Source organism: Rhizobium sp. 268, assembly GCF_036571585.1.
In the GTDB taxonomy this organism is placed as follows: Bacteria; Pseudomonadota; Alphaproteobacteria; order Rhizobiales; family Rhizobiaceae; genus Rhizobium; species Rhizobium redzepovicii.
In genome coordinates, this window is the sequence record NZ_JAPPSO010000016.1 from 53,391 (window position 1) to 78,142 (window position 24,752).

General features: G+C 61.8%; 22 protein-coding genes and 1 other RNA gene. 15 read left to right on the forward strand and 8 right to left on the reverse strand.

Translation table 11 applies throughout. The annotated features are described in order from the left end of the window. Positions 1-85 precede the first annotated feature (85 nt). From OS035_RS27015 to metF, 4 genes are all read left to right on the forward strand, one after another. Positions 86-826 carry a ribonuclease T2 family protein gene (locus OS035_RS27015; protein WP_183853447.1) on the forward strand — a complete coding sequence of 247 codons (741 nt, stop codon included), beginning with the start codon at positions 86-88 and terminating at the stop codon, positions 824-826. Positions 827-924: 98 nt separating this feature from the next. Beyond that, positions 925-2,574, forward strand: a complete 1,650-nt coding sequence (gene ettA / locus OS035_RS27020; protein WP_097628225.1) for an energy-dependent translational throttle protein EttA — start codon at positions 925-927, stop codon at positions 2,572-2,574. A gap of 162 nt (positions 2,575-2,736) precedes the next feature. Then, positions 2,737-3,762, forward strand: coding sequence for an ArsR/SmtB family transcription factor (locus tag OS035_RS27025; protein WP_183853370.1), 1,026 nt, complete (start codon positions 2,737-2,739; stop codon positions 3,760-3,762). Position 3,763: 1 nt separating this feature from the next. Then, positions 3,764-4,666 (forward strand): methylenetetrahydrofolate reductase [NAD(P)H], encoded by a 903-nt coding sequence (gene metF / locus OS035_RS27030; RefSeq protein WP_310805166.1) that lies wholly within the window; start codon positions 3,764-3,766, stop codon positions 4,664-4,666. A 457-nt stretch (positions 4,667-5,123) separates the two neighbouring features. Here the strand turns inward: metF and OS035_RS27035 are convergent, their stop codons facing one another. From OS035_RS27035 to OS035_RS27055, 5 genes are all read right to left on the reverse strand, one after another. Next, on the reverse strand, positions 5,124-6,029 hold the full coding sequence (locus OS035_RS27035; RefSeq protein ID WP_097628228.1) for a DMT family transporter: 906 nt from the start codon (positions 6,027-6,029) through the stop codon (positions 5,124-5,126). 132 nt (positions 6,030-6,161) lie between these two features. Beyond that, positions 6,162-7,388 carry a lytic murein transglycosylase gene (locus OS035_RS27040; RefSeq protein WP_183853374.1) on the reverse strand — a complete coding sequence of 409 codons (1,227 nt, stop codon included), beginning with the start codon at positions 7,386-7,388 and terminating at the stop codon, positions 6,162-6,164. Positions 7,389-7,469: 81 nt separating this feature from the next. After that, positions 7,470-8,267, reverse strand: coding sequence for a GH25 family lysozyme (locus OS035_RS27045; RefSeq protein ID WP_310805165.1), 798 nt, complete (start codon positions 8,265-8,267; stop codon positions 7,470-7,472). A gap of 125 nt (positions 8,268-8,392) precedes the next feature. Continuing rightward, positions 8,393-9,067 carry a class I SAM-dependent methyltransferase gene (locus OS035_RS27050; RefSeq protein ID WP_097628231.1) on the reverse strand — a complete coding sequence of 225 codons (675 nt, stop codon included), beginning with the start codon at positions 9,065-9,067 and terminating at the stop codon, positions 8,393-8,395. After that, on the reverse strand, positions 9,064-10,308 hold the full coding sequence (locus OS035_RS27055) for a DUF3419 family protein (RefSeq protein WP_097628232.1): 1,245 nt from the start codon (positions 10,306-10,308) through the stop codon (positions 9,064-9,066). Before OS035_RS27055 ends, OS035_RS27050 begins: the two co-directional genes overlap by 4 nt. A gap of 191 nt (positions 10,309-10,499) precedes the next feature. Between OS035_RS27055 and OS035_RS27060 the strand changes: the two genes are divergently transcribed. After that, complete coding sequence (locus OS035_RS27060; RefSeq protein WP_097628233.1) at positions 10,500-11,924, forward strand: serine hydrolase domain-containing protein; 1,425 nt, start codon at positions 10,500-10,502, stop codon at positions 11,922-11,924. A gap of 26 nt (positions 11,925-11,950) precedes the next feature. Here OS035_RS27060 and OS035_RS27065 read toward each other — a convergent pair whose 3' ends face one another. From OS035_RS27065 to OS035_RS27075, 3 genes are all read right to left on the reverse strand, one after another. Continuing rightward, entirely contained in the window at positions 11,951-12,883 is a 933-nt protein-coding gene (locus tag OS035_RS27065) for a lytic transglycosylase domain-containing protein (RefSeq protein WP_097628234.1), read from the reverse strand. 115 nt (positions 12,884-12,998) lie between these two features. Then, on the reverse strand, positions 12,999-13,634 hold the full coding sequence (locus OS035_RS27070) for a LysE family translocator (protein ID WP_183853379.1): 636 nt from the start codon (positions 13,632-13,634) through the stop codon (positions 12,999-13,001). Positions 13,635-13,691: 57 nt separating this feature from the next. Beyond that, positions 13,692-14,903, reverse strand: coding sequence for a pyrophosphate--fructose-6-phosphate 1-phosphotransferase (locus OS035_RS27075; protein ID WP_131711341.1), 1,212 nt, complete (start codon positions 14,901-14,903; stop codon positions 13,692-13,694). A gap of 459 nt (positions 14,904-15,362) precedes the next feature. Between OS035_RS27075 and OS035_RS27080 the strand changes: the two genes are divergently transcribed. The 10 genes from OS035_RS27080 (at position 15,363) to OS035_RS27125 (ending at position 24,751) form a co-directional block, all read left to right on the forward strand. Further along, entirely contained in the window at positions 15,363-16,070 is a 708-nt protein-coding gene (locus tag OS035_RS27080) for a J domain-containing protein (protein ID WP_097628235.1), read from the forward strand. Further along, the gene (locus tag OS035_RS27085; protein ID WP_097628236.1) at positions 16,067-16,828 is read left to right on the forward strand and encodes an N-acetylmuramoyl-L-alanine amidase; all 762 of its coding nucleotides are present in this window, start codon (positions 16,067-16,069) and stop codon (positions 16,826-16,828) included. The genes OS035_RS27080 and OS035_RS27085 overlap by 4 nt, the downstream gene beginning before the upstream one ends. Positions 16,829-17,089: 261 nt before the next feature. Continuing rightward, positions 17,090-17,617, forward strand: a complete 528-nt coding sequence (locus OS035_RS27090) for a lytic transglycosylase domain-containing protein (protein ID WP_097628237.1) — start codon at positions 17,090-17,092, stop codon at positions 17,615-17,617. A gap of 156 nt (positions 17,618-17,773) precedes the next feature. Continuing rightward, positions 17,774-18,961, forward strand: coding sequence for an NAD(P)/FAD-dependent oxidoreductase (locus OS035_RS27095; protein ID WP_097628238.1), 1,188 nt, complete (start codon positions 17,774-17,776; stop codon positions 18,959-18,961). An 11-nt stretch (positions 18,962-18,972) separates the two neighbouring features. Then, positions 18,973-20,148 carry an NAD(P)/FAD-dependent oxidoreductase gene (locus tag OS035_RS27100; protein WP_097628239.1) on the forward strand — a complete coding sequence of 392 codons (1,176 nt, stop codon included), beginning with the start codon at positions 18,973-18,975 and terminating at the stop codon, positions 20,146-20,148. A gap of 53 nt (positions 20,149-20,201) precedes the next feature. Further along, positions 20,202-20,599: RNase P RNA component class A (gene rnpB, locus OS035_RS27105), an RNA gene on the forward strand. 427 nt (positions 20,600-21,026) lie between these two features. Then, positions 21,027-21,464, forward strand: coding sequence for a division/cell wall cluster transcriptional repressor MraZ (mraZ, locus tag OS035_RS27110; protein WP_024320776.1), 438 nt, complete (start codon positions 21,027-21,029; stop codon positions 21,462-21,464). Positions 21,465-21,481: 17 nt separating this feature from the next. After that, a complete protein-coding gene (rsmH, locus tag OS035_RS27115) occupies positions 21,482-22,507 on the forward strand; it encodes a 16S rRNA (cytosine(1402)-N(4))-methyltransferase RsmH (protein ID WP_097628240.1) in 1,026 nt (341 codons plus the stop codon). Between the two features lies 1 nt (position 22,508). Beyond that, positions 22,509-22,991 (forward strand): cell division protein FtsL, encoded by a 483-nt coding sequence (gene ftsL / locus OS035_RS27120; RefSeq protein ID WP_097628241.1) that lies wholly within the window; start codon positions 22,509-22,511, stop codon positions 22,989-22,991. Next, positions 22,991-24,751, forward strand: a complete 1,761-nt coding sequence (locus OS035_RS27125) for a peptidoglycan D,D-transpeptidase FtsI family protein (protein WP_003593354.1) — start codon at positions 22,991-22,993, stop codon at positions 24,749-24,751. Before ftsL ends, OS035_RS27125 begins: the two co-directional genes overlap by 1 nt. The last annotated feature ends 1 nt before the right edge of the window (position 24,752 follow it).

A 24,752-nucleotide genomic window follows, 5' to 3' on the forward strand; every position in this document is an offset into this window, starting at 1 on the left:
ATTGCGTTCCTGCTGCGATTCAGGGTTGCGGGTCTTCGATCTTCGTGCTTATTTGTTCCTGTATTGTTCTTTTTTGGGGGTTGAAATGAGCAGCATGCAGTTGCGTACCTTGACGTTCGCCGTATCGATGGTTCTTGCTGGCGCCGCCGTGGCGCAGGAGGCTAGTGGGCGCACCCGTTTTATTCTTTCGGCGAGCTGGCAGCCGGCCTTTTGCCAGACGAATCAGAAGAAGGCCGAATGCGCAAGCCAGACCGGCGAGCGCGCCGATGCGACGAATTTTTCGCTGCACGGGCTCTGGCCGATGCGGCAGGATTATTGCGGCGTGAGCGCCGAGCAGAAAGCGGCCGACAAGGACGGCAAGTGGGACACGCTGCCGGCGGTTACGCTGTCGGCCGAGACGCAGGCGGCGCTGGCAAAGGCGATGCCCGGCACACAATCCGGCCTGGAACGGCATGAATGGGTAAAGCACGGCACCTGCACGAAAATGAGCGCCGAGGATTATTTCGGCGTCGGCGTGCACCTCGTCGGCGCGCTCAACACCTCGGCCGTGCGCGATCTCTTCGCCGCCAATATCGGCAAGCCGGTCAAGGCTGAGGCGATCAAGGCGGCTTTCGACAAGAGCTTCGGGCCGGGTGCCGGCGAACGCGTCAAGATGAGCTGCCGTCGGGCCGGCAATGTCAAGATGATCAGCGGGTTAACCATCGGGCTTTCGGAAGCCGCCGGGGCGGCGTCGGCGAAGAGCACCGGGCTTGGCGATCTGATCCAGGGCGCGGGAAAAACGACGTTCGGCTGCGACGAGGGCGTCGTCGACGCAGCGGGCTTCTGACCGGAAATCCTGCGTAAACCGGGTTTCGGCGTTGCCCGAAGGCGCTGTTTCGCCTACATAGCGGCACAATCGAAGTTTCCCGCCCGGAGCAGCGCAGCATGGCACGTCAGTTCATCTATCATATGTCCGGCCTCAACAAGGCCTATGGCAACAAGAAGATCTTGGAGAACATCCACCTTTCCTTCTACCCGGATGCCAAGATCGGTATTCTCGGGCCAAACGGCGCCGGTAAATCCACTGTGCTGCGCATCATCGCCGGCCAGGACAAGGAATATACCGGCGAAGCCTGGCTGGCCGAAGGAGCGACGGTCGGCTACCTCGAGCAGGAGCCGCATATCGATCCCAACAAGACGGTGTTCGAAAACGTCATGGAAGGCGTTGCCTCGAAGACGGCCGTGCTCGAACGCTACAATGAACTGATGATGAACTATTCCGACGAGACGGCGGAAGAGGGAGCCAAGCTTCAAGACATCATCGACAGCCAGAACCTCTGGGATCTGGAAAGCCAGGTCGAGATGGCGATGGAAGCCTTGCGCTGCCCGCCGCGCGACGCCGATGTCACCAGCCTGTCCGGCGGCGAGCGGCGCCGTATCGCGCTCTGCCGGCTGCTGCTGTCGCAGCCGGACCTGCTGCTACTCGACGAACCGACCAACCACCTGGACGCCGAGACGATCGCCTGGCTCGAAAAGCATCTGCGCGACTATCCGGGCGCCGTGATGATGATCACCCACGATCGCTACTTCCTGGACAACGTCACTGGCTGGATCCTCGAACTCGACCGCGGCCGCGGCATTCCCTACGAAGGCAATTACTCGGCCTACCTGCTCGCCAAGGCCAAGCGCATGCAGCAGGAAAACCGGGAAGAGGCGGGCCGCCAGAAGGCGATCAGCCGCGAACAGGAATGGATCGCCTCCAGCCCGAAGGCTCGTCAGGCCAAGTCCAAGGCGCGTATCAAGTCCTATGAACAGCTGGTGGAGGCGGCCGAAAAGCAGCGTCCCGGCGATGCGCAGATCATCATCCCGGTCAGCGAGCGCTTGGGACAGGTGGTCATCGAGATGGAAGGCATCACCAAGGGCTTCGAGGGCCGCACGCTGATCAACGACCTGTCGATCAAGCTGCCGCCGGGCGGCATCGTCGGCATTATCGGCCCGAACGGCGCCGGCAAGACGACGCTGTTCCGTATGATCACCGGCCAGGAAAGGCCGGATGCGGGATCGATCCGCATCGGTGAGACCGTCCATCTTGGTTATGTCGACCAGAGCCGCGACGCACTCGACGGCAGCAAGACCGTCTGGGAGGAAATCTCTGGCGGCGCCGAAGTCATCAAGCTCGGCAAGTTCGATATGAACTCCAGAGCCTATTGCGGCGCCTTCAACTTCAAGGGCGGCGATCAGCAGCAAAAGGTCGGCAATCTCTCGGGCGGCCAGCGAAACCGCGTTCACCTTGCCAAAATGCTCAAGGCCGGCGGCAACGTGCTGCTGCTCGACGAACCGACCAACGACCTCGATACGGAAACCCTGGGTGCGCTCGAAAGCGCGCTTGAGGCGTTTGCCGGATGCGCCATCATCATCAGCCACGATCGCATGTTCCTCGACCGCCTGGCGACGCACATCCTGGCTTTCGAAGGCGAAGGCCATGTCGAATGGTTCGAAGGCAATTTCGAGGATTATGAGCAGGACAAGGTGCGTCGTCTTGGTCCCGATGCCCTCAATCCGGGCAGCCAGGCCCATAAGCGCCTGACGCGCTGATTGCAGCCGTTTTTGCAGTCACGAAGCCCCGGTTTCTACCGGGGCTTTTTCACGTCTGGCCTGTCGCAATTTGAGCAGGCAATTTCGCTCAAGCGCGAAATGCCGCTTGTCACCATCGTCCAAATCACATAAAGATATCTTTATATCTTGATTGGACTGAAGATGAGCGAACCCTTGAAGCTTGGACTGGATGCGCTGGTGGACGTCATGAAGGCGGCCGGCGAGCCCACGCGCCTGCGTCTTCTGGCGCTTCTCGACGGTGGCGACCTGACGGTAACCGATCTTACCGAAATTCTCGGCCAATCCCAGCCCCGCATCTCCCGCCACCTGAAGCTGCTTGGCGAGGCCGAACTGATCGAACGCTACCAGGAAGGCGCTTGGGCCTATTTCCGCCTCAAGCAGGAGGGCAAGGCGGCGATGCTGGTGCGGGCATTACTGAAGCATGTCTCCGAGAACGATCCGACCGTGCTTCGCGACGGCGAAAGGCTGTCGCAGGTCAAGCGCCAGCGCGCCGAGCGGGCGCAGGCCTATTTCAGCCGCAACGCCGCTGAGTGGGACGAGCTTCGCCGCCTGCATGCCGCCGATGAAGAGGTCGACGCCGCCGTCATCCGGCTGCTCGGCAGTCAGCCGATCGATTCGCTGCTCGATCTCGGCACCGGCACCGGCCGCATCCTCGAACTGCTGTCGGGGCTCTACCGGCGGGCGATCGGCGTCGATGCCAGCCGCGACATGCTGAGCGTGGCGCGCGCCAATCTCGACAAGTCCCGCATCACCAAGGCGACCGTGCGCCACGCCGATATCCTGAACCTGCCGTTCGAGGGCCAGGATTTCGACCTGGTGACGATCCACCAGGTGCTGCATTTCTTCGACCAGCCGGAGATTGCGATCGCGGAAGCGGCGCGCATGCTCCGGCCGGGCGGCCGGCTCGTGGTCATCGACCTTGCGCCGCACACGCTCGAATATCTCCGCGACGAGCATGCGCATGTCCGTCTCGGCTTTTCGCACCAGGCGATATCCGACTGGCTGCACAGGGCCGGGCTCGACGTCGAGCAGGTCGTGGACCTTCATCCGGGTCAGCAAAGCGGGCAGGGGTTGACGGTCACCGTCTGGCTCGCGCGCGATCCGAGGCGCCTGATGGCTTCGCAACTAAGCGAAGGCGCCGAACCTACATTTGCCGGGAGAGTATGACATGGCTTTGAATAACGAGGCACGCGGCCGCAATATTGGGATCTCCTTCGAATTCTTCCCGCCGAAATCGGAGGAGATGGAAGGTCAGCTCTGGGATACGGTCAGCAAGCTGCAGGACTGGGACCCGGATTTCGTCTCGGTTACCTATGGCGCCGGCGGGACCACCAAGGCGCCGACACTGACCGCCGTCACGCGTTTCCTGTCGCAGACGCCGCTCGCCACCGCTTCGCACCTGACCTGCGTCGGCGCGACGAAGGAAGAGACGCACCAGATGATCGAGACGTTCCGCAAGGTCGGCGTCACGCATTTCGTGGCGCTGCGCGGCGATGCGCCCGGCGGCGCCGGCGCCCCCTACCAGCCGCATCCCGGCGGCTATGCCAATGCGGCCGAGCTGGTGGCTGGCCTTAAGTCGGTCGGCGATTTCGAGATTTCGGTCTCCGCCTATCCGGAAAAACACCCGGAAAGCCGTGACACGGCCGCCGATATCGACATGCTGAAGCGCAAGGCCGATAACGGCGCAGACCGGGCGCTGACACAGTTCTTCTTCGACAACGACAATTTCGAGCGCTACCTGGAGAAGGTGCGCGCTGCCGGGGTCTCGATCCCCGTTGTGCCCGGTATCATGCCGATCCAGAACCTGACGCAGCTGAAGCGTTTCGCCGGCGCCTGCGGCACGATCATCCCGGCCTTCCTCGATGAACGCTTCGCCGGCTTCGACGACAAGCCCGAGGAGCGGGCAAAGGTCGCCGCCGATGTCGCCGCCGAACAGATCGAGGATCTCGTCCGGCGCGGCATCCATGACTTCCATCTTTATACGATGAACCGCGCGCCGCTGGTTTCCGCTGTGCTCGAAAATCTCGGCTTTTGCCGCCGGCCGGCAAAAAGCGCGGGCGCTGCGGCCTGATCTAAAGGGTTTGAAAAGGTGAAAAAGCGCATGTCGGGCGGGACATGCGCTTTTTCATTGGCGGATTGATCAGGGGAGTTCAGGTACTACCAGTCATTCCACTTTCATCGGCCAGCTCAGATGAAGAGCATGGACAAGACGAAAGCAAACGCTGCACTGACCAACAGAACATTCAAGGATTGCGTGAGTCCCATGTCTGTCTCCTCGCGTTAACCGGCCGATAATATGTCGGAAATATGTCGGTTGGGAAGCGGATTCTATGCTGCGCTGCCGAAGGGCGCGGTGGACAAGTCGACGTGGCTAGCGGCAAGCCGTTGAAACTAATCGATTATATTCGATAAATTTTTGTTCACAGATTTTAACGTGCCGTTAAATCCGGCGATTGCCGGTTTACCTATGCGCCGAAAACATGGCGAAGAGGCAAGCGGTTGAAAACACGCGGAATTCGCAACCTGGCTCAGGTGGTCTTCACCATCCGGCGATAGGCGCGGCCGTCGAGAATGACGAGGCCGAAACCGATCAGCGCCATGCCGGCGAATTCGCCGGGTGTGAGCCTTTCGCCGAGGAAAAGCACACCGAGAAGGATGGCGCTCGGCGGCACCAGCAAGGTGACGAGCGAGGCGTTGGTGGCACCTGCCGCCGCCATGATCCGGAAATAGAGGATATAGGCGAAGGCGGTCGATACCAGCGCCAGCGCCAGCACCGCGACGAGAATATCGACCGGCGGCATCGGGAGCGTCCAGGGACGATCGGCCAGCAGCGACAGCGGCAGAGTTATCAGCGAGGATGCCGTCAACTGGCCGGCCGCGGTGACCGGTGCGGGAACATCCTTGAACCGCTTGCCGTAGGTGGCGGCAAAGCCATAGGAGACGGCGGCGAGCACGGGAAGCAGCAGAGCCCAGAGCGGCGCTTCGCCGCCGGCCGCCAGGCCGGGGCCGATCAGCACGATCGTTCCGGCGAGGCCGACGAGGCAGCCGGCGATCTTTGCCGAGGACAGCTTCTCGTCCGAGGTGAAGTAGTTGGCAATCAGCACGGTCCAGATCGGCGTCGTCGCGTTCAGGATCGCGGCAAGACCGGCGCCGATGCGGGTCTGGCCGAAAAAGATCAACGCATGCGGCAGAGCATTGTTGATGAGCCCAAGGATCAGGAATTCGCGCCAGCGCGCCTTGAGGATCGAATAGACGTCGAAGCGGCCGGCGATATAGACGTGAAGCGCCAGCGCGGCGAGCAGCAGCCGAAGGAAGACAAGGGTCAGCGGCGGCACATGCTGAACGGCAATGCGGGCAAAGAAGAAGGAGCCTCCCCAGATCAGGCCGAGCAGGAGCAGCAGGCCCCAGGTCCAGGCATTCATTCTGCTGTCCATACCGGTTCCTCCACCGTAAGCCGCTCGGTTGCCAAAAACCGGCACCGGCTGTCAGGGCTCATGCTTAGCGCAGACGGCGGACCGCGCCACCCGTTTCTTGCGACGCGGGTGGCGGTGAGGTGCAGGCGGCGATCAGAGAGCGTTGAGGAGGGCAGGCGTTGCCCAGCCGTCGGCCGGCATGCCGAGGCGCTGCTGCTCTTTCTGGATCGCGACACGCGTGCCGGAGCCGAGGATGCCGTCGATCTCGCCGACATCATGCCCGAGCGACTGCAATTTGGTCTGCAGCGTCTTCATCTGGTCGTTGGCGAGGCCCTGTTCCGGCACGCCCTTGAGATAGGTCGGGGCGCCGGAAAGCCGGGTCCCGAAATACGCGGCCGAGGTCGTGTAGATGAACGACTTGTTCCATTCGAGATAGATCTTGAAATTCGGGTAGGCGATGAAGGCCGGTCCCATGCGGCCCTGCGGCAGCACCAGATCGCCTTCGAGGTTGCCGAAGGCGGTGTTGCCGTCGCGCGGCTTGACGCCGAGCGCGAACCATTCGCCTGCCGTCATCGTGCCGCCGAGGCCGGATTTCTCCCAGGGCAGGTTATCGGGCAGGGTGACTTCCTGCAGCCAGGGCTGGCCGCGCTCGAAGCCGAGATGCTGGATGAACTTAGCCGCCGTCAGGATGGCGTCCGGGCCGCTCTGCTTCAGGCGGACATGACCGTCGCCGTCGCCGTCCATGCCGTAGGCGATGATGTCGCGCGGCAGCATCTGCACCTGGCCGATCTCGCCGGCCCAGGCGCCGGTATTGGTGGCGGGGTCGAGATCGCCGTGCTGGACCATCTCGATGAGGGCGATCAGCTGTGGGCGGAAGAGTTCCGGGCGGCGGCAGTCATGCGACAGCGTCACCAGGGCGTTGCGGGTGTTGAAATCACCCTGGACGGCGCCGAAATCGGTTTCCATCGCCCAGAAAGCGGTGATGACGCCAGCGGGAACGCCGAATTCCTGTTCGGCGCGGGCAAAGACGTCGGCATATTGCTTCATCTTCTGGCGGCCGATGTCGAGGCGAGCCTGGCTGACGGTGCGCTGGGAGAATTCAAGGAAGGTCTGCTTGAAGACGCCCTGGGCCCGATCCCGGCTCAGAACCTTGGGGTCGATCTCGGCGTCGGCAAGAGCGGAGTCGGCGGCTGCCGCGCTTGCGCCGGCGGCAACTGCATCCTTCTTGACGCCTTCAAGGAAGGCGGACAGATCGCCGCCGCAGGGTGCTGCCGGAGCGGCTGGATCCGCCGCAGGTGCCTGCTGGGCGGCTGCGCCGCCCGCAAGGGCGAGGGCAAACAGGAGGGCGAGTGCAGAGCGGCTTGCGAGCGAGCGGTGCATGGATGCGGTCCTTATATCAAATGGATGTCCGTCGCTTTCCCAGAGGAATGTGACGGAAGCAAGAAACATTGAAAGACGTTACTAAGAATTTCTATCCTTGGAAACGGCAGCGACCCAATTGTTCCAGTTCTTTGCACTGCCGGCAAAGACATTGATATCCGTGGGACCGCTGATGCCCGGAATGACGCCGGTCGAGGTATATTGCCAGAAGGCCCAGCGGCGGTCGGAATAGGTCACTTCGGGGTGTTTTGCCACCGAACGCACCCAGAAATGATAATCCTGGAAGTAACCGGCGAGATTGTCGCGGTGGAAATCGACCGAGGTGTAGATGATCGGGCGTTTGCCGTAATAGGCCTCCAGCCGGTCCATGAAACGCTGCATTTCGGCGCGCACCGTTTCCGGGTCGGGACGGTAGCGGCAGGTCTTCGATTCGGCGTTCCATTCGACGTCGAGCACCGGCGGCAGGCGCATCGCCTCCTTCGGCACGTTGCGGATGAACCAGTCGGCCTGCTGATCGGCCGAGGAGCAGAAATAATAGAAATGGTAGGGCGCGTGCGGGATGCCGGCGGCGCGCGCCTCGCGCCAGTATTCGTCGAAGCGCGGATCGACCCTGTCCTTGCCTTCCGTCGCCTTGATGAAAGCGAAGGCGACACCGGAATTTTTGACCGTCGCCCAGTCGATATCGCCCTGCCATTTGGAGATATCGATGCCGTGGACCTGGTTCTGCTGCGGATGTTTCGGGCCGAAATCCTGCGGATCGGTGTCCTTGAATCGCGTCTTCGGCTTGATCGATGCTGTTTCGAGATAGTCGTGGCCAGAAGAGGAGCAGCCTGCCAGGAGAATGGCCAGAGGCAGAACGCAAAACAAAAGCCGGCGCATGGGCATCCCGTCGTGAACCGAATGATCTCTTTGCCCCACAGCCTGACCTTCGAAAAAGACGAGTCGGCAGAGGATAACCCTCTTTTCACCATATCAACGTAAAAAATCGGTTAGTTTCAAGCGAATTATGAGCGGTTGCTGATAATGGCCGCCCGCCAGGCGTAACCGCCGCCGACGGTGTCGAACAACAATCTCGCGTTGTTTTCATGGGCTTGCGCTTCCAGGAGCTCCCGCAGATCGGAGCGCGGGGTGACGTGGAATTTTGCGAGCCATGACTGCAGCATGCGGCGGAACCAGCCGGGCAGGCCTTCCTGCTGGCCGAAATCGACGATGTGCAACTGACCGCCGGGGTTGAGTGCGGCAATCGACGCATCGACGGCGCGCTCCCAGTCCGGGATCATCGACAGGGCATAGGAGATCAGGATGCGGTCGAAGCCGCTGACGCCGAATTCGCGCGGGGTGAAGGCCGTGGCATCGGCAACGCGGAATTCCGGGATCGTCGCCTTGGTGGCGAAGGTCTTGCGCGCCGAAATCAGCATTTCCTGGGAAATGTCGAGGCCGAACAGCTTGGCTGTCGGGAAATGCCTGTGGGCGAAGGCCATGTTGCGGCCGGTGCCGCAACCGACTTCGAGTAGGGTGCCGCCCTCGGGTACATCGAGATTGCGGATCGTGCTGTCGCGGCCGAGAAGGTAATATTTGCGCGTCAGATCGTAGATATGGCGCTGGTAGCGGTACATGCCATCCATCAGGCTGGCATGTTCGCCGCTCTTTCCTGCCGTCTCGGTGCCGACCTTGCTCACGCCTTCTTCCCGTAAATGTGGAAGCCGCCGTAGATCGCCGAACGATCAAGGGCCGTCAGCTCGCGCGACTTCTCCTCGAAGTAGTCCCACTGGTCGCGGATCGAAGGAGACAGGCGGCCTTCGATGATGCTCTTTTCGGCGGCGGTGCGGAAGATCACGCGGGCGCCTTCACGCGCCGTGCGGGTGATTTCCCGCCAGACGTCGTTCAACTGCTCGTCCGTCATCCAATCCTGCGCGTCGAGCAGGATGTAGCGGTCGCGCGAGGCGGCCGGCTCGCGGGCCAGAAGCTCGGTGAAGCTTGCATGGTGGACGTTGACGCGGTCGACATTGGCGCGGATCACTTCATAGTGCTCCGGCTTCAGATAGGTCGGCAGCGGGCCTTCCTCTTCAGTGCCGTAGCGGCGGCCGAAGGCCTGCCAGGCGAAATAATTGTCGCGCATCGGGAAATGACAGGCGAGCTTTTCCAGGCGGTGCTTCAGCACCGGTGCGATCGAATGGTCGGCGGCCAGGCTTGCGAGCTCGTCATATTGCTGCGGCGGGATGCCAAGGCCGAAGAGCGAGCTCTTGCGGCCGGTGATCCAGCGCACCACCGGCTTTTCGAACAGCGGCGCGATCTGCTCTTCGAAGAACTGGCGCTGCTCGCGGATCGAGCGGGTCTTGGTCATCTCGCGCAGCTTGACGCCATGCAGGCGGGCAAGAAGATGGGCCGCGCCGATGAAGCGGCCGAGCAGACCGGTTTCGTAGATGTTGCGGTCGAAGACGGTGACGCGGCGGCGGCCGAACTTGCGGCCGTTCCAATAGCTGCGGGTCGCCTCGTCAAGCTTGACGGCAAGATGCCGGTCGTAGGCGCGGCTGTTCGACTTCTCGTTCGGCATGGCCAGGAAACGGACGAGATCGGCATGATCCGGCAGATGCTTGAAGGCGGCGAGCTTCAGGCGGTTCAGCGCGATATGGTGCGGGTTGAGGTCGACGACGTCGATCGATGCCGGCGCTTTGGAGAGATAGGCGAGCATGTTGCAGCCGCCGGAGCCGATGGTGACGATGCGATGGTTGGGCTTCAGCTCCATCGCCTGCATGTCGAGATCCGGATCCTCCCAGATCTGCGGATAAACGAGGCCGGAGAAGAGGAGGCCGAAGAGACGCTCGGAAAAACCTTCCTTCGAAAAAGCCTTGTGGCGGAGAAGGGCGTCCTTGAGTTTCCGGTTCTTGCGGAAGCCGGCATCCGGTGCAAATTCTGACATGAGTCTGTCACCTTTTTAGCGTTCAGGGCGTGTAGCGCGCCACTGCTACAGTTTGATGACGTGGGCTGTGGGGCACCGTTCTCGGAAGGCTCCGGCATCAATGAAGAGTGATCGGAATGGTGCGCCTACTTCGCACCGGCCCCTTTCCGACAGGCGCGATTCCTGCTTCTCTCCCGGCATGGAGGAATGCCATGCGATTTGTGCTGCGTGTCCTGAAGGCGCTTGCTCTCCTTGTGGCTCTCATCATCGCTGCCGGAACCGGCTGGCTCTTCGCCTGGCCGCCGGAGCTCTTGCGCGTCGGGGACGGCTACGCCGCCAAGATCGTCTGCTCCAATGTCTTCGTCGCCAGCCGGGATGCCGACGATGTGTTGCATGACGACGTCCAGGCGCCGGGAAATCCGCTGCTGAGGCTGGTTCGCGTCGGTGTCGAGCGTGACAGCGGCCGGGTGACGGCGCGCTTCATGGGGCTGTTCGCATCGAGTTATGCGCTCTATCGCGGCGCTCTCGGATGCACCAGCGTGCCGGACGGCAATTTCGAGGCGGCGATTAACGCGGTGCCGTTCGATCCGCCGGCCAAGATGCAGGCGAATGACGCGGTGTGGCCGCAAGGCGAGGGCACTGGCAATCAGCCGGACGCGAAGATCGCCGCGGTGCTGGCCGATGCCCGATTTGCCGGTCCGGCCATGCGGGCGATCGTGGTGGTGCGCGGCGGCCGTATCGTCGCCGAAGCCTATGGTCCCGGATTTTCGTCGAAGACGCCACTGATCGGCTGGTCGATGACGAAGACGGTGAACGCGGCCATCCTCGGCCGGCTGATGCTCGACGGCAAGGTCTCGTTCGACGACGATCACTTGATGGCACAGTGGAAGGACGATCAGCGTGCGAGGATCAAGGTTTCCGACCTGCTCGGCATGGAGAGCGGGCTTGCCTTCAATGAGGATTACGGCAGCGTTGCCGATGTGACGCGCATGCTCTATCTCGATCCAGACATGGTCTCGCTGCCGGCCAATGCGCCGATGGAGGCAGCACCCGGGCAGCGGTTCCGCTATTCGAGCGGCACGGCGGCGCTCTTGTCACGCATCTGGATGGACAGGGTCGGCAATGCGCAGGCAGCCTTTTCCTATCCGCATGATGCGCTCTTCTCCCCGCTCGGCATGACCAGCGCCGTCTTCGAGCTCGACGCGCGCGGCACCTTTGCCGGAAGCTCCTATCTCTATGCGACTGCGCATGACTGGGCGCGTTTCGGACAGTTCCTGCTGCAGGATGGCGTCTGGAATGGCCGGCGGCTGTTGCCGGAGGGGTTCGTCGGCGCCATGCGCACGCCGACGGCAGCATCGAACGGCCGGTATACGCAAGGCCAGGCGTGGCTCGCGCCCGGCGGCTCGAGTGCTGTATTCGGGCTGCCGGAGGACACGTTCTGGCTGACGGGGCATGACGGGCAAAGCATGGCGATCGTGCCGTCCGCCAATCTGGTCGTCGTCCGGCTTGGCCTGACTCCGGGCTGGCTCGGTTATCAGCCGCAAACGCTTCTCAAGGCAGTCCTGGCGGCGTCGCCGCAATTGGGCATGCCGCAACTGCAGGCCGGATCAGAGCGGCAGGTCCAGCCGCGGCCATAGGCCGAGCCGTCTTTCTGGGGTAGTTGTCAGTAATTGCCCTGCGCGACGTCGTTCATGCCCTTGCGCTTGGCATCGTAATAATAACCGCGCGCATAGAGACGCACGGCATCGTCTTCCTTGCTGTCGGAGACGAGCCAGGCGCCGCGCAGATATTTCGCGGCATATTTGATGTTGGTCTCGGCATCGAAGAGACCGCCCGGGGCGCCGTCATAACCCATTGATTTGGCAGTGTTGTACTTGATCTGCATGAGGCCGAAATAGCCGCGCTTGTTGTAGGCCTTCGGATTGTAGCGGCTCTCGCGATGGACTATGCGGTGGAGCAGCGTCTCGGGAATTTCGTAGAGTTTCGAATATTTCTGAATGAGCTTGGTGACGAAGCTCTTTTCGACGGTCGGCGCATCGTCCTTGTCGTCGTCGCTGAACATCGGCGGCGCCGTCGGCGGATCGATCGGCCCGGATTCATCGAAACCGTAGTCCATGCTGGCGCGCGGCGTCGTGTCGACTGCGGCAAGTGCCGCAAGCGCGCCGTTCTGCGGTGTCGCGGCAAAAGCAAGCTGCGTTGCCGGCTGTGCCGGCGCTCCCGGACGCGGCGTCGGTACCACGGACTGGATCGCCGTCATCTCGGGTGTCAGCGGGATCTGCGCGTAGGCTGCCGGCTCCATGGTGAGATCGGCACGCTGGGAGGCGGTCACGGTCGGCATCGCCGTTGCGGTCAGGGCAGGGGATGCCGGGGAAAGGGTGGCACCGGCGACCGCCTGAGCGGCCGTGCCTTCGGCCGTCGGGATTGCGGCAAGCGTGGCGTCTTCACCGGGCTTCGGCATCGGCACCACGGTCTGCGCAGCTGTCAGTTCGGCCTGGGAGGTGTATTCGACACTCGCGCAGCCGGTCATCACGCCACAGCAGAGCACCGTAGAAACGACAAGACTGCGTTTCAGCCCGGACAATCCGATCGCTACCATTCCGTCACTTTCGTGAAATCGCGCCGCCCCGGCAGCGTTATAAAAGTTACTAAAAAGCTTAAATCCGACGACCCCATTAACCTATTCGTGGCATTCCGGCAACCACGGATTATTTCTAAGCTGCAATACGGCGATACCCGGCGGTTACGGCGCCTGCAGCGATCAGCAGAGTGCCGCCTGTGCGGTTTACGGCGCGCTGGACGCTCGCCTTGCGAATCAGTCCGCGCGCGGTATGGGCGAGAAACGCATAAGCGGAAGCGTTGAGGATCGCCAGCACGAGGAAGGTTGCTTCCATGATCGCCATCTGGCCGACGAAGGGCAGGGCCGGATTGAGGAACTGCGGCACGAAGGCGACGAAGAAGATAATGCTCTTCGGATTGAGGGCGGTGACGACATAGGCGTGGAGGAAGATCTTGAGCGATTTCTCTTCCGGCAGATTGTCGTTGTCGGCAACCGGTTCGCCGATGACCGGGGCCCGCCAGAGCTTGATTCCCAGCCAGATCAGGTAGGCGCCGCCGATCCACTTCAGGACGGTGAAGAGGGTGGCGGAGGTGGCGAGGACGGCGCCGAGACCGAAGAGAGACGCCGTCATCGCGGTGAAGTCACCAAGCGCCACACCGCTCACCGTCGCAAACGCCGTCCTGCGTCCATGACCGAGCGCATAGGAAACGACGAGCAGTATCGTCGGTCCCGGTATGGCCAGCATGATGGCGGATGCGGCCGCAAAAGCGAGCCAAGCTTCAAGTGACATGGTGTCTCCTCCTATTCCTCAGGAACAAGCAAAGACATCATATTAACCATCCGTCAATCACGCTTCTTTGTATTTCTGGCCTATATTGTCCATGACTTCGGCAAACCATGCCGTCGACAGGTCAAAAGCCTTGCCGCCCTTGATGCGCGGGAATTCTATAGTGCGCAATTTACCGTTTTGCGCTTCATCGTGGCCGGTGACGCCGGAGACTCTGTTGAGCGCACTCTCGACTGCAAGATCGACCATGCTCTGGATCAGCCGGAGGTCGTCGCTGTTGGCCGGCGCCGAGCGGGCGAAGTAGCCCGATTTCTGCACGAGCGAACGTTCGGCGTTCAAAAGGCTGGCGAACTGCTTCTGGAACCAAGCGCCGACATTGATCGTATCGATTTTCACATGGCCGAAGGCGTCGCGCTTGACCGTCTCGCCGGCGGCTTCGCGCTCCGCGACGATGGCGTCGAGGCAGGCGCCTTCGGAGACGAAGACCGTGGCGTGGCCGTTGCGGTCCATGCTCTCCTTCAGGCGGGCGGCCTCAGCGTCGAGGTCGAAGGCCATTTCAGGCAGGTAGACGGCGTCGATACTCTTCAGATGCGCGTCCATCATCAGGCCGTCGACATATTGGTTGCGGCTGGTGCGCTGGAGATAGGCGCGGGCGGTCGCGGCGGTCAGCCAGCCGCAATGGCGGCCCATGACCTCGTGGATGACGAGGGTGCGGGGGGCGGCCGTCTGTTCGTTGCCGACATTGTCGAAGAAATGTGCGCCGACTTCGGCGGCCGTCCAGGCGCCGAGCGACTGGCGGATCGGCACGACGTCGTTGTCGACGGTCTTCGGCAGGCCGACGACGGTGAGGTTGTAACCGTTGGCGGCGAGATAGGCGGCAAGGTCGGCGGCGGTGGTGTTGGTGTCGTCGCCGCCGATCGTGTGGAGGATGGTGATGCCGTCATTGGCGAGGCGTTCGGCGGCAACCCGCAGCGGGTTGTCCCCTTCCTTGACCAGACCGCGCTTGACACAGTCGGCGGCATTGGTGAGCTTGACGCGGCTGTTGCCGATCGGCGAGCCGCCATAACGATGTAGCAGCGGCGCCTTTTCGCGCATCTCGCGGGTGATCTCGATGCTGTCGCCGAGCAATACGCCCTGGTAGCCGGACTTGTAGGCGACGAGATCGAGGTCGGGGGCGATGTCGCTGTAGCGTTCGATCAGTCCGCCGACGGCGGAGGAAAGACAGGGCGCCAGGCCTCCGGCGGTCAGCATTGCAACTTTCTGCTTGGCCATGATCCCTCCTATGGCGTTTCGGTGCGGCGGCTTCAGCTACAGGCGTCGCCTCGAATTCGATTCAAGCGACGCGCCTTAGCGCATTGTTTTCATGGATGTCGTTATCCCGGATCCGCTGCACACCTCCGGGCGACATGCATGAGCGCATGGATGCGGCAGGGAAGGGAGCCTGTAAAGTAAAGAATTTACGAAAAAGCGCCTTTCTGCCGCGTTGCGGCCGGAAGAGTTGATATAATCGTTTCAAGCCGGTTCTGACTGCGGAGAACTCTTGTGGAAATTGCCGGCGCGGCGCGCCGCGAAGCGGAGGTGCCGAGCGCAGGAGGAACCTTTGCTGCGGTGCGACAATTACCAAATCGTGAAAACTGTGTTCGGCCCTACGACCAATAGTCGCCTTGCAAAGGCTACGATTCTTTGGTCAAGCTATCTGCATATAAGTTGACAAGCGTGCGAGAGATTTCGATGTCCTTCTGGGAAAAACTGTTGAATGCCATTGGCAATACCGCGGGCAATGCGCTGTCGGCGGTGGTCGAGGCTATCCGAACGGTTTTTGAAGGTGATCCCGAGACCCGGCGCAAGGTGGCTTTCTCCGTGGCGATCATCGCGCTGTCGGCCAAGATGGCCAAGGCCGACGGCATCGTCAGCGAGAAGGAGGTCGAAGCCTTCCGCGAAATCTTCGAATTCCCGCAGGACCAGGCAAAGAACGTCGCCAGGCTTTACAACCTCGCACGCCAGGACGTGGCCGGCTACGAAGCCTATGCCGAACGGCTCTCGACGCTTTGCGTTACCTGCGCGGCCAATTGCACCGTGCTGGAAGACGTGCTCGACGGTCTCTTCCATATCGCCAAGGCCGATGGGCTGATCCATGAGAAGGAACTGAATTTCCTCAGCCATATCGGCGAGATCTTTCAGATGAGCGAGATGCGCTTCGAGCAGATCGCCGCCCGCCACGTCTCCACAGGCGGCGATCCCTACAAGGTGCTCGGTGTGTTGCCCTCGGACGATTTCCCGACCATCCGCCGCCGCTATCACGGTCTCGTCAGCGAACATCATCCCGACCGGCTGATCTCGCGCGGCGTGCCGAAGGAGTTCCATGTCATCGCCAATGAGCGCATGGCGGCGCTGAATGCGGCCTATGCGGCGATCGAGAAGGAACGCCGCGCCGCATGACCTCTTTCGAGGCCGACTGCGGGAGCGCCCGCGTGCAGCCTTCGCCGAACCACGGCGAGCGCGCGGACGGGCGCCGTCCGGACATGATCCTGCTGCACTATACCGGCATGCCGACGGCGGATGGCGCGCTCGACTGGCTCTGTCGCGCCGAGAGCCAGGTCTCCAGCCATTATTTCGTGCATGAGAACGGCGAGGTGGTGCAGCTAGTGCCGGAGGTGCGGCGGGCCTGGCACGCGGGAAAGAGCAGCTGGCACGGCGAGACGGATATCAATTCGCTGTCGATCGGCATCGAGATCGCCAATGCCGGCCACCCCGGCGGACTTCCCGATTACCCGAAAGAGCAGATCGCCGCGGTGATCGAATTGTGTCGTGACTGTGTCGAACGTTGGTCAATCGCGCCGGAGCGGGTCCTTGGGCACTCCGATGTCGCCCCGATCCGCAAGGTCGATCCGGGTGAGAAATTCCCATGGGGCGAGCTCCACAGGGCGGGCGTCGGTCACTGGGTCGAGCCGGCAACGATCACCGGCGGGCGCTTCTTCCAGCAGGGTGATGCCGGCCAGCCTGTCGAAGCGCTGCAGTCGATGCTGTCTCTATATGGCTATGGCACTGAAATCACAGGACAATTTTCCGAGAAGACGGCGGGAGACGTGGAAGCTTTCCAGCGCCATTTCCGGCCTGAACGGGTGGACGGCATCGCCGATTTCTCGACGATCGACACGCTGCACCGGCTGCTGTCGGCGCTGCCGCGTTTTTCCTGAGCGGAAGAGGCCGATTTCCGGCCGATATTTCTGCGGCTGGCGAGAAAACCGCCTCGCCACATCATTTCCCTATTATCTCCTCATTGCGATGGTCTAAGAACGCCCGCTGAACAGCGCTCACGGCTTTTTCAAGTGTAACCACGAGCGCCAAATGAAACGATAAGAATTGCTGCGGAACACGATCAGTCCTTGATCGCGTATGACCGGATGACGGCGAGGCGCGCAGTCCTGCAATTCTATGGGTCGGAGTGAATAGACTACATGAAGAATATGATTGTTGGTGCTGCGGCATGCGTTGGCATGCTGCTGGCGGGATATAGTTTTGCCTTGGCTGGTGATGACTGGGGTGCCAGGGCTGAAACCATCCCGCTGAAAACCGTCGATCGCCAGAGCGGCTATGCCATGCCCGATTTTTCCGCCAGCGTTCCCTATGCCGCGCTGATCAATAAATATGCTGCTGAGTACGACGTGCCGGTCGCGCTTGCCCAGGCCGTCGTGCGTGTCGAGAGCAACTTCAATCCGAAGGCACGCGGCAGCGCCGGCGAAATCGGCCTGATGCAGATCAAGCCGGCGACGGCGCGGATGATGGGCTATTCCGGCACGAAGAAGGGCCTGTTCGATCCGGAGACCAACATCAAATACGGGATGAAATACCTGGCGGCCGCCCATCAGCTCGGCGGCGGGCAGACCTGCAACACGATCCTGAAATACAATGCCGGCCATGCCGCCACGCGCATGAACCCGGTGTCTAAGACCTATTGCGGCAAGGTCCTGGCGATGCTCGACTGAGCTTCGCCGGACGCGTCGCCCGAGAATTTTTCCGGCATTTGCGATATGAATCAGGATGCTTGCCGTGATATCCCCACCTGAAACGAGGTGGGCTACCTCGAGATGAGATTAGGCCACCTCGCGATGAGGTTAGGCCACCTCGACACGAGGTTAGATATGGCAGTCGATTTCAGGTTTATCATCATCGGGCGCGGCATGATGGGGGCGGCTGCCGCACGGCATCTCGCCTCGATGGCCGACGGCATTGCGCTGATCGGCCCGCGCGAGCCGGAGCAACGCAAGGCCCATCACGGGATATTCGCCAGCCATTACGACGAAGCGCGCATCACCCGCACGTTCGACGGCAATCTGACCTGGGGAAGTTTCGCCGCCCGTGCGCTCGACCGCTACCGCGAGATCGAGGCAAGGAGCGGCATTTCCTTCTATTCCGAAGTCGGTTGCCTCTTTGCCGGTCCGCCGCCAAAGGACGAGCAGGACTATATCAACCGGGCGCTCACCGTCAGCCGGACACTCGGCAGCGATATCGAGACCCTCGCGCCGTCGGACCTTCGCCAACGTTTTTCCTATCTTGCCGTCGATCCTGATTTCACCGGATATTTCGAGCGCAAGCGCGCCGGGCACATCAACCCGCGGGCGTTGGTGCGGGCGCAGGCGAGGCTTGCCGAACAGGGCGGTGTCTCGCTGATCGAAGCAACCGCGACATCCGTGCGCGACGCCGGTTCCCATGTCGAGGTGATGGCCGGTGGCAGAACCTACAGTGCCGAGCGCGTGCTGGTCGCTGCCGGCGGTTTCAGCAATTTCAATGCCTTGCTGCCGCGTCCCGTCGATACCAGGGTCATGGCGCGCACGGTCGCCTTCTACGAGATCAGTGAGAACGAGATGGCGATCTTCGGCGACATGCCGTCGACGATCGTGCTCGGTGACCGGGAGGAGGACCACATCTATATCCTGCCGCCGGTGCGTTATCCCGACGGCAAGACCTACCTGAAACTCGGTGGCGACACCGAGATGCTGTCTTTCAGAGAGCTGGAGAATGTCGGCGCGTGGTTCCGTTCGGATGGCAGCGTAGCTGAACGCGAGCATCTCGCAAGCATCGCCCTCACGTTGATGCCGGCGCTTGCCGGCTGCCCGGTCACCTCGGGGCCTTGCGTGGCGAATTTCACGCCGACCGGTTATCCTTATGCTGGATTTACGCAGTCGCCACGCATCGCGGTGCTCACCGGCGGCAATTTCGTCGCAGCCAAATCCTCCGACGAACTCGGACGGCTGGGCGCCGTGCTTCTGACCGAAGGTGCGCTCCGCGACAGTGATTTCGGCGGCGAGCTGACGCCGGTCTTTGCCTGAAAGGGAGCATCATGGCAGTCGATTTCAAATATATCGTCGTCGGCCGCGGGCTGATGGGATCTGCGGCGGCGCGGCATCTGGCGCGCCAGGTGGATGGCGTGGGAGTGATCGGCCCGGACGAGCCTGATGATCGCAAGGCGCATCAGGGCGTCTTCGCCAGCCATTACGACGAGGGGCGCATCACCCGCACCATCGATCCCGATCGCAACTGGGCGCTGCTCGCCAACCGCGCGATCGGCCGTTACCGCGAGATTTCCCGCGACAGCGGCATCGACTTCTATCGCGAGGTCGGCTGCGTGGTCGTCGCGCCTGATGGAAGCGATTATCTCGAGAGGACCCGGCAGGCGGCCGTTTCGCTCGGCGTCGAGACCCGCTTTCTCGATGAGGCTGGGCTGAGGGCCGCCTTTCCGTTTTTCGCCTTTCCCAGTGCCGCTGCCGGCGTCTTCGAGGCAAGGGGGGCCGGCCACATCAGCCCGCGCCGCCTGGTCAAGGCACAGTCGCTGCTGGCGGAAAAGGCAGGTGCTGCCGTCATTCGCGACCATGTCGTCTCGATCCGCAGCGTGGGCGGATCGGCTGTCGTCGAGACTGCCGGCGGCCGGAGCTATTGCGGTGAGAAGGTATTGCTGGCGGCGGGCGGATTTTCCATTGCAGAGAATCTGTTGCCGAAGCCGGTTGCCATGACGGTTTATGGTCGGACGGTAACGCTTTTCGAGGTGAGCGAGACCGATGCGGTGCGCCTTGCGGCCATGCCGTCGCTCATTCTCGATGTGCCCGGCACGCATATCTATCTGCTGCCGCCGATCCGTTATCCCGACGGCAAATTCTACCTGAAGATCGGCGGCGATCCCGACGATCTGGCGCTCGGTGACGAGGTCGCGATGCGCGCCTGGTTCAAAACCGAGGGGCGCGAGACCGTGCGCGCCTATCACGAACGCATCGTCGAAGGTCTCGTGCCCGACTTGGCGCCGCTCTCGATTTCGACGGCGGCCTGCGTCGTCTCGCAGACGGAGAGCGGCTACCCGATGATCGGCTACACCTCATCGCCTGAAATCGCGGTGCTGACGGGCTGCGCCGGCACCTCGGCCAAGAGTTCGGACGAAATCGGCCGGCTTGGGGCTGACCTGCTTTTGTCAGGCAGAATCAGCGAACATGGCTACTCCACGGATTTCACACCGGAATTTCGCTAAATAAATTTTGATTTCGGTGGCAATTGCCATCTCTCTCGTTTATGGGACCCCTGCCAGTTGGCTGGGCAGCCGCGCTCTATCAATGCCGAAAGGCGGTAGGGTGAGGAAAGTCCGGGCTCCACGGAAACACGGTGCCGGATAACGTCCGGCGAGGGCGACCTCAGGGAAAGTGCCACAGAAAGCAAACCGCCTGTCATGACAGGTAAGGGTGAAAGGGTGGGGTAAGAGCCCACCGCATCTCCGGCAACGGAAATGGCACGGTAAACCCCACCGGGAGCAAGACCGAATAGGGATGACGCGGCAGGCCGAAAGGCCTTCCGGCCGGTTTCCAGGCCAGTCATCCGGGTGGGTTGCGCGAGGCAGCGTGCGAACGCTGTCCCAGAGGAATGGCTGCCACGTTCCGGTTCACGCCGGAGCCATACAGAACCCGGCTTACAGGCCAACTGGCGATTAACTTTTGTGGCGCGATCAAGCCCTGATTTCAGGAATCACTTCCCGGTAAGCCGCTGAAATCGAAAGTTTTCAAGTGGAAGCTCATGCAGTCCGCCTGTTGAAAATTCTTTTTGCAAAAGCACCGCTGCGCGACCATCGCGACAGGGCGATCCTAACTCTTTGTTAAACTTAACAGCTTATAAATTTTTGATCATGCGTCTGTTGCAAAATGGGCGTATCCCATTGACGCCCATATGGTCCCATGCTATCCCAAATGCGCACTGCACCAGGGCAATCACCTGCCCATTCATCGCAAAGCAAAGACGTCTTCCTCTCCGGAAGCGTCGGAGGGGTTTTTGCTCATCCGGCTTGCGAAGCTGTGCCTGATATCGGGAGTTTCGGGCGTCTTTTGGTCCGGATCCCTGCGGGAACGGATGTTTCGTGTGATGAGCCGCTTCCTTTCGAATGCGACCAACAGGATCGATGCCAAGGGCAGGGTTTCCGTGCCCTCGGCGTTCCGGTCCGTGCTGGCGCAGCGCAATGTTCAGGAGCTCTATTGCTTCCAGGACTTTGTGTTTCCGGCGATCAGCGTCGGCGGTCCGGATCTTCTCGAAAGATTCGAACGGCAGATTGCTGCGGAGGATCCGTTTTCGCCGGATGCCAACGAGATGTCGCTTCTCATTCATGGAGGCGGGGTCTTCATGAAGCTCGACGCCGAGGGGCGGCTGATGGTCACGGATTTCATTCGCGGCTTTACCGGCATCTCGGACGAGGTGACCTTCGTCGGTCGGGCGGATCATTTTCAGCTTTGGCAGCCGCAGGCTTTTGTGGCTGCGCAGGCGCAGGCACGAGGGGAGCGCAAGCTGGCGGGCAAGCGTTCCTGAAAGAACGAGGGAACGGAATGGTGGCGAATCCTGGCGGAGGTTCAACTGATGCCGGTGGCGGACCGGTTCGTCACATTCCTGTTCTTCTTGATGAGGTGCTTTCGGCGTTGGCGCCCGCGCCCGGCAAGCTCATCCTCGACGGTACATTCGGTGCGGGCGGCTACAGCGCCGCCATTCTTGCGGCCGGCGCCGAGGTGATCGCGCTCGACCGCGATCCGACGGCGATTGCATCCGGCCAGGCAATGGTTGCTGCCCATGGCGGCCGTCTCAAGCTCGTTCATTCGCAATTCTCGCATCTTGCCGATCATGCGCCGCAAGGCGGGCTCGATGGCGTCGTCCTCGATATCGGCGTTTCCTCCATGCAGATCGATGAGGCCGAGCGTGGTTTCTCCTTCCAGAAGAACGGGCCGCTCGACATGCGTATGTCGGCCGCGGGCGTTTCGGCGGCCGATGTCGTCAACCGCGCCAAGGTCGCCGATCTGATCCGCATCTTCCATTTCCTCGGCGAGGAAAGCCAGGCGCCGCGCATCGCGCATGCGATCGAGAAGCGCCGCGAGGAAAAGCCGTTCGAGACGACACGCGATCTTGCCGGTCTCATCGAGCTGGTCACGCCCCGCAAGATGAAGGACAAAATCCATCCGGCAACGCGTGTCTTCCAGGCCTTGCGCATCTTCGTCAATGACGAGCTCGGCGAACTCGCGCAGGCGCTGTTTGCGGCGGAAGCAGCGCTGAAGCCGGGCGGCCGGCTCGTCGTCGTCACCTTTCATTCGCTCGAAGACCGGATCGTCAAGAAATTCTTCTCCGACCGCGCCGGCAAGGCGTCGGGGTCGCGGCATCTGCCGGTCGCGCATGAGCGGGCGGCAACTTTCGCGGCGATCGGCAAGCCGATGGTTTCGGCAAGCGAGGTGGAGGCGGAGATCAATCCGCGCGCCCGCTCCGCCAAGCTGCGCGCCGGCCTGAGGACGGAGGCCGCCGCTGAAGCTGCGGATATGTCGCTCTTCGGGTTTCCCAATCTCGCCAGTCTCGGAAAGCTTGGAGGTTGATATGCTGAAAACGTTCGATCTCGTGCTCATCGGCGTTATGACGGCCACCGCCGCCGTCACCTATACGATCAAGCATCGCGCTGAATTGAAGTTCGAGGAGGTTCATCGCCTCGAAGCCGAGATCAAGCTCGAGGAGGACACGATCGACCTTCTCAAGGCTGACTGGGCGCTGCAATCGCAGCCGAACCGGCTGGAGCGGCTGGTCAAGGCCTATGATGACGAGTTGCAGTTGCAGCCGACGCAATCGACGGCGCTGGTGCATGCTAAGGAATTGCCGATGCTGAAATCCGAGGTTCCCGTGCCCGACGTGACCGAGGCCAAGGCTGGCGCCAAGAGCGCGACCGAGGCCGGCGCGAAAGGTGCAGCCCTGGCCGGCGCCAAAGGCGCGACGGTCACGACGAAGGCGCAGCCCGTTCCAAAACCCGCGCCGCGCGCCGCGGAGGAGGATGAAGCAGACGAGATCGAAACGGGGTCGGTGGAATAATGTCGTTTCTTTCTCGCATCATGGTCTTGAAGAGCCAGGCGCATTTCTCCGCTGGAGTCTACAATCGTTTCGGCGGTCCTTCTCCTGCCGGCCTGGCGATCGAGGGATCCCGCAAGAAGAAGTCAGGGCAGGCAAAAAGCCGCGTCGGTCTGCTGATCCTCGGCTTCATGGGTGTCTATGTCGTCATCGGCGGCCGTCTCGTCGAATATGCGATGAAGGATCAGGAGGTCGTCTCCAGCATCCTGCCGCCCGATCGGCTGATGGCTTCGCGCCCCGACATTCTCGACCGCAACGGCGAAGTGCTGGCGACCGACATCCGCACCGTCTCGCTGTTTGCCGAACCCAACAAGATCGTCGATGCCGACGAGGCGGTCGAGAAGCTTGCGACTGTTCTGCCGGAGCTCGACGTCCGGGATACCTATAAGAAGCTCTCGGTCAAAACGTCGCATTTCGCCTGGCTGCGCCGGCAGCTGACGCCGAAGCAGCAGAGCCAGATCCTGGCGCTCGGCATTCCCGGTATCGGCTTCCGGCCGGAAAAGCGCCGCTTCTATCCGGGCGGCTCGACCGCCGCGCATATCCTCGGTTACGTCAACATCGACAACCGCGGTGTCGCCGGGATGGAGAAATATATCGACGACCAGGGGCTCGCCGACCTCGCCTCGGTCGGCATGACCAGCGACCAGCCGCTCGAGCCGGTGCGGCTGTCGATCGACCTGCGCGTGCAGAACATCGTTCGGGACGCGGTCGTCAACGCCGTCAACAACTTCCAGTCCAAGGGGGCGGGTGCTGCCGTCATCGACGTGCATACCGGGGAAGTGCTGGCCATGGCCTCGGCGCCGGATTTCGATCCGAACGATCCGCAGGAAGGAGCCAAGGAGGGTTGGCTCAACAGGATGACCAACGGCACCTTCGAAATGGGATCGACCTTCAAGACCTTTTCGCTGGCGATGGCGCTCGACACCGGCAAGGTGAAGATGACCGACACGTTCGATGCCAGCAAGTCGATCTATATCGGCGGCTTCACGATCCACGATTTCCATGGGCAGCGCCGCTGGCTGACCGTGCCCGAGATTTTCCAGTATTCGTCGAATATCGGCACGGCGCGCGTCATCGACATCGTCGGCATCGACGCGCAGAAGGACTATCTGACCAAGTTCGGCCTCTTGACCAAGATGCAGACCGAGCTGCCTGAGGTGAAGATGCCGAGCCAGCCGCGGGTCTGGAAGAAGATCAATTCGATCACGATTTCCTTCGGCCACGGCGTCTCGACGACGGCGCTGCAGACAGGGGTGGCGGCGGCCGCTCTCGTCAATGGCGGCAAGCTGATCGAGCCGACATTCCTGCCGCGCAGCCGCGAACAGGCCGATGAAATCGCCACGCAGGTGATCAAGAAGACGACCAGCGACGAGATCCGCTATCTTCTCGATTTCAACGGATACAAGGGATCGGGCCGCGTCGCCCGCGTGCCAGGTTTTGCCGTCGGCAGCAAGACCGGCACGGCCGATAAAGTGGTGAACGGCCGCTATTCCGCGACCTTGAACTTCAACTCCTTCATTGCCGCATTCCCGATCAACGATCCCAAATATGCGGTGATCACCTTCTGCGACGAGCCGAAAACCGGCGAAAAGCAATACGGCGGAACGATCTCTGCCGGTACCGCTGGCCCGATCGCCCGCGAGATCATCAGCCGCGCGGCCCCCATTCTCGGCATCGAGCCGAAATTCGGGGAGGGCGGATCGGCCTTGCTGGTGTCTTATTGAG

Bases quoted from the DNA above. Each gene is read 5' to 3' on its own strand.
- OS035_RS27015 (WP_183853447.1), top strand. From the start codon at position 86: ATGAGCAGCATGCAGTTGCGTACCTTGACGTTCGCCGTATCGATGGTT.
- ettA (WP_097628225.1), top strand. From the start codon at position 925: ATGGCACGTCAGTTCATCTATCATATGTCCGGCCTCAACAAGGCCTAT.
- OS035_RS27025 (WP_183853370.1), top strand. From the start codon at position 2,737: ATGAGCGAACCCTTGAAGCTTGGACTGGATGCGCTGGTGGACGTCATG.
- metF (WP_310805166.1), top strand. From the start codon at position 3,764: ATGGCTTTGAATAACGAGGCACGCGGCCGCAATATTGGGATCTCCTTC.
- OS035_RS27035 (WP_097628228.1), bottom strand. From the start codon at position 6,029: ATGGACAGCAGAATGAATGCCTGGACCTGGGGCCTGCTGCTCCTGCTC.
- OS035_RS27040 (WP_183853374.1), bottom strand. From the start codon at position 7,388: ATGCACCGCTCGCTCGCAAGCCGCTCTGCACTCGCCCTCCTGTTTGCC.
- OS035_RS27045 (WP_310805165.1), bottom strand. From the start codon at position 8,267: ATGCGCCGGCTTTTGTTTTGCGTTCTGCCTCTGGCCATTCTCCTGGCA.
- OS035_RS27055 (WP_097628232.1), bottom strand. From the start codon at position 10,308: ATGTCAGAATTTGCACCGGATGCCGGCTTCCGCAAGAACCGGAAACTC.
- OS035_RS27060 (WP_097628233.1), top strand. From the start codon at position 10,500: ATGCGATTTGTGCTGCGTGTCCTGAAGGCGCTTGCTCTCCTTGTGGCT.
- OS035_RS27065 (WP_097628234.1), bottom strand. From the start codon at position 12,883: ATGGTAGCGATCGGATTGTCCGGGCTGAAACGCAGTCTTGTCGTTTCT.
- OS035_RS27070 (WP_183853379.1), bottom strand. From the start codon at position 13,634: ATGTCACTTGAAGCTTGGCTCGCTTTTGCGGCCGCATCCGCCATCATG.
- OS035_RS27075 (WP_131711341.1), bottom strand. From the start codon at position 14,903: ATGGCCAAGCAGAAAGTTGCAATGCTGACCGCCGGAGGCCTGGCGCCC.
- OS035_RS27080 (WP_097628235.1), top strand. From the start codon at position 15,363: ATGTCCTTCTGGGAAAAACTGTTGAATGCCATTGGCAATACCGCGGGC.
- OS035_RS27085 (WP_097628236.1), top strand. From the start codon at position 16,067: ATGACCTCTTTCGAGGCCGACTGCGGGAGCGCCCGCGTGCAGCCTTCG.
- OS035_RS27090 (WP_097628237.1), top strand. From the start codon at position 17,090: ATGAAGAATATGATTGTTGGTGCTGCGGCATGCGTTGGCATGCTGCTG.
- OS035_RS27095 (WP_097628238.1), top strand. From the start codon at position 17,774: ATGGCAGTCGATTTCAGGTTTATCATCATCGGGCGCGGCATGATGGGG.
- OS035_RS27100 (WP_097628239.1), top strand. From the start codon at position 18,973: ATGGCAGTCGATTTCAAATATATCGTCGTCGGCCGCGGGCTGATGGGA.
- mraZ (WP_024320776.1), top strand. From the start codon at position 21,027: ATGAGCCGCTTCCTTTCGAATGCGACCAACAGGATCGATGCCAAGGGC.
- rsmH (WP_097628240.1), top strand. From the start codon at position 21,482: ATGGTGGCGAATCCTGGCGGAGGTTCAACTGATGCCGGTGGCGGACCG.
- ftsL (WP_097628241.1), top strand. From the start codon at position 22,509: ATGCTGAAAACGTTCGATCTCGTGCTCATCGGCGTTATGACGGCCACC.
- OS035_RS27125 (WP_003593354.1), top strand. From the start codon at position 22,991: ATGTCGTTTCTTTCTCGCATCATGGTCTTGAAGAGCCAGGCGCATTTC.